The following is a 12,510-nucleotide window of genomic DNA, read 5'->3' on the forward strand; positions in this document are numbered from 1 at the left end:
CCCCGAAAGAGACCAACATGCTGATGTCGAACACCGATCGCCCCGCTAAGCTCCATTATATGGCCAACGGCTTTCGCGTCCTGGCGCCGGGCGATCATGTCGTCTGCGCGGTGACGGGGCGGCGCATCCCGCTCGAGGACCTGAAATATTGGAATGCGGCGCGGCAGGAAGCCTATGCCGATGCGGACGCGACCGCCAAGGTGCTCGGCCCGCAATGAGGGCGTGGGGCGTCGGGGTGCTGACGCTGGCGCTGACGGCGTGTGTCGCGCCGGGCATGGCGCTGCCGCCTACCCGCACGCAGATGATGCCGCGCCCCGACGTACCGCCGCTACCGCCGAGCCAGCCGATCGTACCGCTGCGATGGACCGGGCAGCTTAGCCAGGGCGGCCTTATCCGCATGCGGTTGCCTGAAAAGCTGCTGGTCGTACGGTTGGACGGCGAGTTGATCGTGCCCGATGCCGATGGCTCTTTTGTCATCGGCTTCGATCGTGATGCCAAGCCCACCGCCGACCTGAGCGTCTCTTCAGCGGTCGACGAGCGCGAACTGCACCAGATGCTGACCATCGCGCCGCGCGACTGGCGGATCGAGCGGTTGGACACGCTGCCCAAATATCCCGTCCCCGATCCCGAATTCCAGCGGTTGCGCCCCCCTGAACTCGAACAGATCCGGGCCGCCCGCGCAACGGTGACCGGCGCCGAGGGCTGGCGCCAGACGCTCACATGGCCGGTGACGGGGCGTATCTCGGGCCTGTTCGGGGCGCAGCGCGTCTATCGCGGCGAGCCGGGCAGCTACCACTCGGGCACCGATATTGCCGCGCCCACCGGCACCATCGTCCGCGCGCCCGCCGACGGCGTCGTGATCCTGGCCGCCGAGCAGCCCTTTACGCTGGAGGGGCATCTGTTGATGCTCGACCACGGTCAGGGACTGAACAGCGCCTTCCTGCACCTGTCGCGCATCGACGTCCGCGTCGGCGATCACGTCCGCCAGGGCCAGCCGATCGGCGCCGTCGGCGCCACCGGCCGCGCGACCGGCCCGCATCTCCACTGGAGCCTGCAATGGCACGGCCGCAAGCTCGACCCGCTGCTGGTGACGGGGCCGATGCCCTGACCCCGCCGGGTCGGCGGATCAGCGTATCCGCTTGGCCAGAACCGATCGCCCGCCCGCCACGGACAGGCGATAGCTGCCCAGCGTGCCTTCCTTGACCGTCACTTCAGCGCCAGCCTTGGGCGGGAAGGCCATGGTTTCGGTGGTCTGCCACACCGATCCGTTGGCAAGCTGGATGTCGTATCGGCCATAGGCCTTGGCGGGGGCGGCTGCGACGACCTTGCTGTCCAGCTGCCGAACCTCGGTCGCCTGATCCGCCGCGCCGCCGCCGAACATCTCGCTGGTCGGTGTCGTCAGGCCGAAGCGCTGTTGCTTGCGCGCCACGACGACCTTGCGATCCAGTACCATGAGTTCGCCCGAGGCGCGCGCACCCGCCAGCTTTTCGGTCGCCCGATCGAAACAAGCCAGCCGCCCGGCATCCTCACGCACCGCACGACAGGCGAGCAGCTCGTCCACCGCCCGCGTCTTGTCCTCCGGCATCTGCGCCGACGCCATCGTGGGAACGATCAGTAACGCCACCGGCAACCATTTCATTGCGAATGCTATCCTTTATTCGTTTGGCGGCAATATAGCGCAATTATGCTGCGCCTTCTGTGACGCTTATGTCACAGCCGCCACAAAGATGAAGAATGTGTAACCGAATTGTCGTCTGCCGCATTGCACCCCGGACCGGCCTGTTTGTAATAAAATGGCAGCACCCGGATATTTTCGGGTCACAAACGTCAGGTCATAAGGCCGACAAAAGGGGTTAAGGATATGAAAACAAACGCTCGCGTGCGTCTGCTCGCGTCGACGCTGCTGATGGGTGCAGGCTTTGTCGCCGCTCCCGGCCAGGCCCAGGTCGTCCCTCAGGATCAGGCCGTCGAACAGACCGCCACCGATGGCACGCCCGCCGCTGAAACCACTCAGGGCGACATCGTCGTCACCGGCACGCTGATCCGCAACCCGAACCTGGTCTCGTCGAGCCCGGTCGCGGTCGTCGGTCGCGAAGAGCTGACGCTGCGCCAGACCAACACTGCCGAGGAAGTCCTGCGCCAGCTGCCTGGCGCGGTGCCCAGCATCGGTTCGGCCGTGAACAACGGCAATGGCGGCGCGTCGTACGTCAACCTGCGCAACCTGGGTTCCAACCGGAACCTCGTCCTGCTCGACGGCAAGCGTATCGCGACGGCGGGCCTGGGCGGTCAGACCGACCTCAATAACATTCCGCTCGCCCTGCTGGAGCGCATGGATGTCCTGACCGGCGGTGCGTCGACCTCGTACGGCGCCGACGCGGTGTCGGGTGTCGTCAACTTCATCACCCGTTCGGACTTCGCGGGCGTCGATGCGACGGCCAGCCAGCAGATCTCGCAGCGCGGCGACGGCAACTATTTCCGTGCCGACCTGACCGTCGGTGCGAATTTCGACGATGGTCGCGGCAACGCGGTGTTCAGCGTCGGCTATCAGGAAGCCGACCCCATCTATCAGGGCGATCGTCCCTATGCGTCGAGCACGATCAGCTCGACCACCGGCCGCGCTGCGGGCGGTTCGCCGACCTCGGTTCCGACCTCGTTCGCGCTGTCGGGTCAGTCGGGCCTGCTGCAGGTGAATCCGGGCAGCAACCTGCTGGTCACGCCGTATCAGGACTTCAACTTCAGCCCGTACAACATCTTCTTCACACCGTTTAAGCGCTACAACATGTACGGCGCGGCGCATTACGACGTGTCGGACACCGTCACCGTCTATACGCGCGGCCTGTTCTCGAAGAACCGCGTGTCGACGATCATCGCACCGTCGGGCATCTTCGGCGAGTCGCTGACCATTCCGGGCAACAACCCGTATCTGCCCGCCGGTATTCGCGATCAACTCTGCACCGCCGCCGGGATCGCGCTGGGCACGACCTGCAACACCAATACCGCCATTCCGATGCCGGAAGTGTATCGCCGCACGGTCGAACTCGGGCCGCGCGTCAGCGAGTATGAGACGACCCTGTTCGACTATACCGCCGGTGTCCGCCTCAACCTGACCAAGACGCTGAACCTGGATGTGTATGGTGCCTATGGCGAAAGCCAGAACACCCAGACCCAGTCGGGTTACGTGCTGCGTTCGCGCGTGCAGCAGGCGCTCAACGCGAACAACACGACGACCTGCACCGTGACGACCAACGGCTGCGTGCCGCTCAACCTGTTCGGTCAGGCGGGCAGCATCAGCCCGCAGCAGGCCGCGTTCCTGAACGGCCAGAGCACGATCACCACCAAGACCCAGCTGGCGCAGGTCCATGCGCTGCTGACCGGCGACTTCGGCTTCGCCTCGCCAGCCGCCACGACCCCGATCAGCTTCGCGGCCGGTGCGGAATATCGTGATTACGGTGCGCAGCGTATCCCCGATGCCTATGCCCTGGTTCCGGGCGAGCTGGGCGGCGCCGGTGGCGCGGTCCTGCCGGTCAATGGCGGCTTCAACGTCACCGAGTTCTTCGGCGAAGTGATCGCGCCGCTGGTCGAGGACAAGCCGTTCTTCCGTAGCCTGACCGTCGAAGGCGGTATCCGCCAGTCGCGCTACAAGGTCGACGCGACCGGCAACCCCAGCTTCAACGCCACCACCTGGAAGGCGGGCGGTAGCTGGCAGCCGATCGCCGACCTGAAGATCCGCGGCAACTATCAGCGCGCCGTTCGCGCGCCGAATATCACCGAGCTGTTCGATCCGGTTTCGACCTATCTGGTCAACCTGACCGTCGATCCGTGCGCTGGCACGGCGCCGACGGGCAACGCCAACCTGACCGCCATCTGCCTTGCGCAGGGTGCTCCGGCGGCGGTGCTTGGCACGATCCAGAACCCGGCCTCGGGCCAGCCCAACGCCACGGGCGGCGGCAATCCGAACATCCGTCCGGAAGTCGCCGACACCTTCACGGCGGGCATCATCCTGACGCCGCGTTCGCTGGTCGAAGGGCTGACCGTCAGCGTCGATTACTTCAACATCAAGGTGAACCAGGCGATCACGGCGGCGACCCCGGCGGACATCCTGGCGGCCTGCTTCGGCAACATCACGGCTGCCTCGGCCACCTCGACGGCCTGCACCAGCATCCGTCGTTCGGCCACCACGGGCCGTCTGAGCGGTTCGTCGGCCACGGTGGCGGGCCTGCCGCAGCCGCTGACCAACCTCGGCCGCCTGGCGACCGACGGTATCGACCTGGGCGTCGACTATCGCCGCGATCTGGGCTTCGCGAAGCTGAACCTGAACTTCCAGGGCACCTGGACGAACAGCAACACCTTCCGCGCCTCGCCGACCTCGGTGACGCGTGAATGCGTCGGCTATTACAGCGCCAACTGCCTGACCATCCAGCCGAAGTTCGCCTGGAACCAGCGCACCACGCTGAACTTCGGTGATGTCGACGTGTCGCTGCTGTGGCGTCACATCGATACGGTCCGTTACGAGCCGGGTCTGACCCCGCTCTTCTCGGGCGCGATCACCGGCAACACGCCGATCGCGGGCCAGAACTGGAACTTCAACCGGATCAAGGCCTATAATTATCTCGACCTGGGCACGCGCATCCAGGCGACCGATAATTTCGAATTCTCGATCCTCATCACCAACCTGCTCGACAAGCAGCCGCCGATCGTCGGTTCGAACGCCGGTTCGACCTCGTACAACAGCGGCAACACCTATCCGTCGACCTATGACGCGGTGGGTCGTGCCTTCCGTGTTCAGGGGCGCATCCACTTCTAAGGGATGCTCCGCGACCGATGTCGCTACGGGAAAGGGCGGTCCTTCGGGGCCGCCCTTTTTTCTTGGGATCGGGGGCGACAACCGGCCGCCTTCTGCTTGTCACCGTCATGGTCCCGCCCGCATAACGAACGCCATGACCCAGCCGCTTGCCCCGCCCGTCCTGTCCCTGCTCCAGTCCGCGCAAGCCGCGCAGGCTTCCGGGGATGGGCGTCGGTCACGGCAATTGCTGGACCAGGCACTGGGCCTGGCGCCGGGCCATCCGATCCTGTGCAACGCGATGGGCATGAGCCTGCTCGGCGGCGACCCGGCACAGGCCGCCATCTGGTTCGAGCGCGCGTTGGCGGTGGATGCGGACGCCCCGCCGCTCTGGATGAACCTGGCAACCGCGCGGCGCGATCAGGGCGATGCGGCGGGCGAGCGCGATGCCCTGATGCAGGTGCTTCACCGCGACCAGCGCCATGTGATGGCCAATGTCCGCATGGCCGAATGGCACGAGCGGGCGGGCGAGGGCGCACAGGCGCAGTTTCGCTGGCATGGCGTCGCCACGGTGCTTCAATCGCTGCCCGAACGGTCGGAAGGGCTGGACCAGTTGCTCGCCCATGCCCAGGCGAGGGTAGCAGCGCGGGCGCAGGCGCTGGGGGATCAGCTCGATATCCTGTTGCAGCCGGTTCGTGCCGACATCGCACCCGAACAGCGGCGGCGTTTCGATCGCTGTGTCGACGCGATGCTGGGGCGGCGCGCTATCTACACGAATATCTGCCACGGCGTGCACTTCCCCTTCCTGCCCGCCGACGAGTTTTTCGACCGCCGCCATTTTCCCTGGTTCGCCGAATTGGAGGCCGCGACCCCCGCGATCCGCGCCGAGTTGGAGGCGCTGCTGGCCCGCCCCGACAGCGGCTTTGCGCCCTATGTCGCGATGGAGGCGGGGACGCCCGAGAACAAATGGACCGCGCTCGACGGATCGCAGGCGTGGAGCGCGCGCTATCTGTGGCGTTACGGCGTGCGCGATGCGGACATGGCGGCGGCTTGCCCACAGACCATGGCGCTGCTCGACCGGCTGCCGCTGGCGCATATTCCGGGCAAGGGGCCGACCGCCTTCTTCTCGGTGCTGAAACCCGGCACCCGGCTGCCCGCGCATACCGGGGTCAGCAATATTCGCGCGATCGTCCATCTGCCGCTGATCGTGCCTGAGAATTGCGGCTTCCGGGTCGGCGGCGAAACGCGGAACTGGGTGGAGAGCGAAGCTTTTGCCTTCGACGACACGATCGAGCACGAGGCCTGGAATGAGAGCAACGCGCTGCGAGCGGTCCTCATTCTCGATGCCTGGAACCCCCATCTGACCACCGAGGAGCAGGAGATGCTCCGCATCCTGTTTCCGGCGCTCGGCCAGGTCGAAGGGGCCGGGGAACTGGGCGCGGTCGCCGATTAGGCCATTTGCTGCGCGGAACGAAGTGCGCCAGCCACTGCGCCGGCGTTCCGATCCCGTCTATGACGTGCTGGGCCGCGATTGCTTCGTGGCCGTGCGCTTCAACTTCTAAGCCTTCGCCGAACCGGTGAAGGGGGGCGGTGGACCTGCGGGTCCGCCGCCCTTTTTTGTGCCGTCCTCTGGCATTGCCCCGCCCTAGCCAGTTCCGAATTGCGACAAAAATATTGTCGCAAAATGTGTCAGATTTGTCATCTAAGACTGCCTTTGCAATCGATATCATGACACTGCGTAAGGGTATGTGTCGTATCTGTCATGGCGCAACGCCGGGCATGGCGCGGAATTTTTCCCGTCTTTACAATGGCGCCCTCTCGCTCCAATCAAGCAACATTCGGTTACGGAACGGCAATTCCGTTTCATGAAGTTGATAATGTCGGTGAGCCGAAATCGGACGCCGTTCGGGAAAAGGGGTATAGAGCATGACCTATTCGTGGATGGGACCGCGCAAGCTGGGCCTGTTGGCTACCGTTGCGCCGTTGTCGATGCTGCTGGGTGCGCCCGCGCTGGCGCAGAGCGTGCCGGCCGCCAATCAGAATGCCGAAGCCAATGCCCAGGTGGCGCAGGGCGCCGAACAGGCGGATGCGGGCACCGGCGGCGATATCGTCGTCACCGGCTCGATCATTCGCGGCGCGGATACCGGCGTGTCGCCGGTGTCGACGATCACCGCCGAGAATCTCGACGTGCGCGGCATCAACACGGTGCAGGCGGGTATTCAGGCGCTGGCGTCGAACAACGGCCCGGCCCTGACCAACTCGTTCACCGCCAATGGCGCGTTTGCGAGCGGCGCCTCGTCGGTGTCGCTGCGCGGCCTGTCGACCAACTCGACGCTGGTGCTGTTCGACGGCCTGCGCGCCGCCTACTACCCGCTGTCGGATGACGGCACGCGCAACTTCGTCGACCTGAACACCATTCCCGACGACATCGTCGACCGCGTCGAAGTGCTGCGCGACGGCGCCTCGTCCAGCTACGGCGCGGACGCGATCGCGGGCGTGGTCAACATCATCACCAAGCGTTCGGTCAAGGGCGTGATGGGCCGCGCGGAAGCGGGTATCTCGCAGCGCGGCTACAATGCCAACCAGCGCGTCTCGCTGACCGCGGGCACCGGCGACCTCGATGAGCAGGGCTATAACGCCTATATCAGCGGCTTCTACTACCGCTCGGAAGGCGTCCGCGCGAGCCAGCTGCCCGCGCCCTATAACAGCAGCGACGAGCGCGGCATCTGCTCCAACCGCACCGGCACTTTGGTCTGCGGCCCGAACGGCATCGCCAATGGGCTGGATCAGAACAACCAGTATACCAACGGCTTCGCGATCGGCACGCCCAACTTCTACGTGCGCCCCGCCGATGCGACGAACACGACCGCGCTCGGTCGCTATCAGCTGCTGAACCCGGCGGCGGGCTGCCTGACCGGCACGCCGTACAATCCGACCGCCGCCGAACTGGCGCTGCCCGCCAACGCCACCGCACCGGGCACCGTCTGCCAGGTCGACAACCAGCGTCTGTACGGCAACATCACGCCCGATATCGAGCGTGTCGGCGGATCGGCGCGCTTCACCGCCAAGATCGGTGATGCGTCGGAAGCCTATCTGCAGGTCAATTTCCAGCAGGCGACGACCAGCTACACCGGCACGCCGACGGTGATCCGCGCCAATGCGCCCGCAGGCATCCTGTTCCCGCAATTCTCGACATCGCAGAACCCGACGCCCGCGATCGACCCGAATTCGGGTATCCTCGCGCTGCCGGTCTATGTCTGCCCGCGCACGACGGTCGGCGCATGCACCGCGACCAACGGGACGCTGAACCCGAACAACCCGTTCGCTGCCGCCGGTCAGGTCGCGCGTCTGGTCGGGTCGCTGCCGAACAGCTTCGAATCGACCCGTACCCGCAGCCGCGTCTATCGCGCCGCCTTCGGGATCAACGGCACGATCTTCGACGATGTCGATTACCGCTTCGACGCGACGGCGATGCACACCGATCTGCGCCTGGAGCAGAACGGCTATGTCTATATCCAGCACCTGCTCGACGTCATCAAGGACGGCAGCTACAACTTCGTCAATCCGGGCCTGAACAGCCAGGCGACGCTGAACTATCTGACGCCGACCAACATCACCAACGACAGCTCGGACCTGCTGCAGGCGCAGTTCACCCTGGGCAAGGCGATCATGACGCTGCCGGGCGGCGACCTGCGCGTCGCGGTCGGCGGCTCGATCTTCTACGAAGCGATCGACGCACCCAGCGCCAACTCGGACGAGAACGGCCCGACCCAGCGCTATTTCCGCCTTAACGCCTTCGGCACCAGCGGCAACCGCACCGTCTCGTCGGCCTTTTACGAGGTCAACGCGCCGGTCGTCGATCAGCTGACGCTCAACGCCTCGGGTCGCTACGACCATTATTCGAGCGGCCAGAGCGCCTTCTCGCCCAAATTCGGCGCGATCTTCCGGCCGATCCGCCAGGTCGCCCTGCGCGGCACCTATTCGCGCGGTTTCCGCATCCCCTCGTTCGGCGAGGCGAATGCGCTGCCCACCACGGGCTACGTGACGCAGCAGCTGAGCAGCATCCCGGCGGCGTTCCTGCGCCAGTACAGCATCAATCCGGGCGCCAACCAGATCTGCTCGGCGGCGACCCCGCAATTCTGCTCGGCCTATATCTCCAACTATTCGATCGGGCAGACCACGCTGGCGTCGCAGGATCTGGAGCCTGAAAAGTCGCGAAGCTTCACCGCCGGGATCAAGGTCGATCCGGTGCGCGGCCTGTCGCTGACCGTCGATTACTTCAACATCCGCAAGACCGGGGCAATCACCACGCCCGACCTGTCGCCCGCCATCGCCGCTTATTATGCGGGCGGTGCGATCCCGACCGGGTTCGAGGTCATCCCGGATGCGGTCGACGTCAACAACCCGACCGCCACGCCGAAGATCGCCTTCGTCCGTTCGCAGCTTATCAATGCCCAGACGATCAAGTCGGAAGGCATCGATTTCGGCGTCAACGGCTTCTACGATTTCGGCGCGTTCCGCTGGAACACCAACCTGAACGCCAGCCTCATCCTGGAGCTGAGCACGACGGTCGACGGCGTTCGCCAGACCTATGTCGACACGCTCGGCAACTTCAACCTGACGGCCGGTTCGGGCACGTTCGAGTGGAAGGGCAACTGGGTCAACACGTTCGACTTCGGCGACTTCGCGTTCACCGGTACGGTCAACTACACCTCGGGCTATGACCTGTCGGCGATGGACCAGGGCGATGCGTACAAGGATTGCGGCCAGGCTCCGGCCTATTTCGGCTGCCGCGTGAAGAGCTACATCACCGCGGATGCGAACGCGTCGTTCAAGGTCAACGACAAGTTCACATTCTATGTGAACGTGCTCAACGTCTTCAACCGCCTGCCTCCGATCGATCCGGTCACTTACGGCGCGTATCTCTACAACGCGGTGCAGGGCGGCGATGGCATCTTCGGCCGCCAGTTCCGCGCGGGCGCCAAGTTCAACTTCTAACCCCAGGGTTCGCTTCGGCGGATCCCCCTTGGAGGGGCGGTTCCTACGGGAGCCGCCCCTTTTTCTTTGGCTGCGACGCGGGCCGGTTCCAGTCTGAGGTGGCGAGGCCGGGACGGTTTCCCGGCCTCGCACAGGGTCAAGCGACCGACAGCGCCAGTTTCCCGTCGCCCTCGTCGACGGTCACGGTCGCGCCGTCTTTGACATTCCCGCGCAGGATTTCCTCGGCCAGCGGGTCCTGGAGGTGGCGTTGGACCGCGCGGCGCAAGGGGCGCGCGCCATATACCGGGTCGTAACCCACCCGGCCCAGCCATTCCCGCGCGGCGTCGGTCAGGTGCAGCGTAATCTTGCGATCGGCCAGCAGCTTGGCGACTCTGCCCACCTGGATGTCGACGATCGGGCCCATATGGCTCTGGCCCAGGCGGTGGAACAGGATGATCTCGTCCAGCCGGTTGAGGAATTCGGGGCGGAAATGGCCGCGCACGATCTCCATCACCTGCGGCTCGACGCTCTCGATGCTCTGCCCGTCCTCGACGCTCGCCAGATACTGGCTGCCCAGGTTCGAGGTCAGGATGATGAGCGTGTTCGAGAAGTCGACGGTCCGCCCCTGGCCATCGGTCAGGCGGCCATCGTCCAGCACCTGGAGCAGCACGTTGAACACGTCGCCATGCGCCTTCTCCACCTCGTCGAACAGCACGACCTGATAGGGCCTGCGCCGCACCGCCTCGGTCAGGACGCCGCCTTCCTCATAGCCGACATAGCCGGGAGGAGCGCCGATCAGCCGGGCGACGCTGTGCTTCTCCATGAACTCGCTCATGTCGATGCGCACCATGGCCGAGGGGTCGTCGAACAGGAATTCGGCAAGCGCCTTGGTCAGCTCGGTCTTGCCGACGCCCGTCGGGCCGAGGAACAGGAACGAGCCCAGCGGCCGGTTGGGGTCCTGTAGCCCGGCGCGCGCACGGCGGACGGCGGTGGAGACGGCGCGGACCGCATCCTCCTGCCCGATCACGCGCTTGCCGATCACCTCCTCCATGCGGAGCAGCTTCTCGCGCTCGCCCTGGAGCATCCGGTCGACCGGCACCCCGGTCCAGCGGCTGACCACGCCCGCGATATCGTCGGCGGTGACTTCCTCGCGCAGCATCGCGCCCTCGGTCGCGGACTGCGCCTCGGCCAGTTGCTTTTCCAGCTGCGGGATGCGGCCATAGGACAGCTCGCCCGCCTTGGCCAAATCGCCGCTGCGCTGCGCCTGGTCGAGTTCGATCCGCGCCTGGTCGAGTTGTTCCTTCAAGCGCGACTCGCCCGCGATCTTGTCCTTCTCGGCCTGCCAGCGCTGGGTCAGCGCGTGCGACTGTTCCTCCAGATTGGCGAGTTCTTCCTCCAGATGGCCGAGCCGGTCGATACTGGCCGGGTCGCTTTCGCGGCGCAGCCCCTCGCGCTCGATCTTCAGGCGCAGGATGCGGCGGTCGAGCGTCTCGATCTCCTCGGGCTTGGACTCCACCTCCATGCGGATGCGACTGGCGGCCTCGTCCATCAGGTCGATCGCCTTGTCGGGCAGGAAGCGGTCGGTGATGTAGCGGTTGGACAAGGTCGCCGCCGCCACCAGCGCACCGTCGGTGATGCGCACGCCGTGATGGAGTTCGTACTTTTCCTTCAGCCCTCGCAGGATCGAGATGGTATCCTCGACCGTCGGCTCGCCGACGAAGACGGGCTGGAAGCGCCGCTGGAGCGCGGGGTCCTTTTCGACGTACTTGCGATACTCGTCGAGCGTGGTCGCGCCGACGCAGTGCAGCTCACCGCGCGCGAGGGCGGGCTTGAGCAGGTTGGAGGCGTCCATCGCCCCGTCGCCTTTGCCTGCGCCAATCAGCGTGTGCATTTCGTCGATGAACAGGATGATGTCGCCCTCGGCGGCCTTCACCTCGTCGAGCACGCCCTTCAGCCGCTCCTCGAACTCGCCGCGATATTTGGCACCCGCGATCAGCGCGCCCATGTCGAGCGCCATCAGCTTGCGGTCCTTCAGCGTGTCGGGCACGTCGCCATTGGCGATGCGCAGCGCGAGGCCCTCCGCGATCGCGGTCTTGCCGACGCCGGGTTCGCCGATCAGCGCGGGGTTGTTCTTGGTCCGGCGGGCGAGAATCTGGATGGTGCGGCGGATTTCCTCGTCGCGGCCGATCACGGGGTCGAGCTTACCGTCGCGCGCCACCTGGGTGAGATCGCGGGCGAATTTCTTCAGCGCGTCATAGCGGTCCTCCGCGCCCGCCGTGTCGGCGGTACGGCCCTGGCGTAGCTGTTCGATCGCCCCGTTCAGCGCTTGGGGATTCACCCCGCCCGCCGCCAGCGCCTTGCCCGCCGCATTGGTCGAGGCCAGCGCGAGCGCGAGCAGCAGCCGCTCGACGGTGACGAAGCTGTCGCCCGCCTTTTGCGCGACCTGTTCGGCCTGGTCGAGCACGCGGACCAGATCATTGTCGAGGCCGGGCGACGATTGCGCGCCCGAGCCGGAGACGGCCGGGATCTTGGCCAGTGCGGCGTCGGTCTCGCGCTCGACGCGCTTGGCATCGCCGCCCGCCGCCTGGATCAGGCCGGACGCCATGCCCTGATCGTCCTCGATCAAGGCCTTCAAAAGATGTTCGGGGGCGATACGCTGATGGCTGTTGCGGATCGCTACGGTTTGCGCGGCTTGCAGAAAGCCTTTCGCGCGGTCGGTGAATTTTTCGAGATTCATCTGGTCTTCCTGTCGC

At 65.7% G+C, this 12,510-nt stretch carries 7 protein-coding genes; 5 read left to right on the forward strand and 2 right to left on the reverse strand.

The annotated features are described in order from the left end of the window. Positions 1 to 17 precede the first annotated feature (17 nt). Positions 18 to 218 carry a DUF2093 domain-containing protein gene (locus KV697_RS14960; RefSeq protein WP_219018871.1) on the forward strand — a complete coding sequence of 67 codons (201 nt, stop codon included), beginning with the start codon at positions 18 to 20 and terminating at the stop codon, positions 216 to 218. Further along, positions 215 to 1,108, forward strand: coding sequence for a M23 family metallopeptidase (locus tag KV697_RS14965; protein WP_374011369.1), 894 nt, complete (start codon positions 215 to 217; stop codon positions 1,106 to 1,108). The genes KV697_RS14960 and KV697_RS14965 overlap by 4 nt, the downstream gene beginning before the upstream one ends. 18 nt (positions 1,109 to 1,126) lie before the next feature. Here KV697_RS14965 and KV697_RS14970 read toward each other — a convergent pair whose 3' ends face one another. Further along, on the reverse strand, positions 1,127 to 1,639 hold the full coding sequence (locus KV697_RS14970) for a hypothetical protein (protein WP_219018872.1): 513 nt from the start codon (positions 1,637 to 1,639) through the stop codon (positions 1,127 to 1,129). A gap of 222 nt (positions 1,640 to 1,861) precedes the next feature. Between KV697_RS14970 and KV697_RS14975 the strand changes: the two genes are divergently transcribed. The 3 genes from KV697_RS14975 (at position 1,862) to KV697_RS14985 (ending at position 9,778) form a co-directional block, all read left to right on the forward strand. Further along, entirely contained in the window at positions 1,862 to 4,804 is a 2,943-nt protein-coding gene (locus tag KV697_RS14975) for a TonB-dependent receptor domain-containing protein (protein WP_219018873.1), read from the forward strand. A gap of 133 nt (positions 4,805 to 4,937) precedes the next feature. Continuing rightward, positions 4,938 to 6,233: an aspartyl/asparaginyl beta-hydroxylase domain-containing protein gene (locus tag KV697_RS14980; protein WP_219018874.1), complete on the forward strand. Its 1,296-nt coding sequence runs from the start codon at positions 4,938 to 4,940 to the stop codon at positions 6,231 to 6,233. A gap of 473 nt (positions 6,234 to 6,706) precedes the next feature. Beyond that, positions 6,707 to 9,778 (forward strand): TonB-dependent receptor domain-containing protein, encoded by a 3,072-nt coding sequence (locus KV697_RS14985; RefSeq protein WP_219018875.1) that lies wholly within the window; start codon positions 6,707 to 6,709, stop codon positions 9,776 to 9,778. Between the two features lie 136 nt (positions 9,779 to 9,914). Here KV697_RS14985 and clpB read toward each other — a convergent pair whose 3' ends face one another. After that, the gene (clpB, locus tag KV697_RS14990) at positions 9,915 to 12,494 is read right to left on the reverse strand and encodes an ATP-dependent chaperone ClpB (RefSeq protein WP_219018876.1); all 2,580 of its coding nucleotides are present in this window, start codon (positions 12,492 to 12,494) and stop codon (positions 9,915 to 9,917) included. Between the last annotated feature and the right edge of the window lie 16 nt (positions 12,495 to 12,510).

Source organism: Sphingomonas sanguinis, from assembly GCF_019297835.1.
Classification (GTDB): domain Bacteria; phylum Pseudomonadota; class Alphaproteobacteria; order Sphingomonadales; family Sphingomonadaceae; genus Sphingomonas; species Sphingomonas sanguinis_D.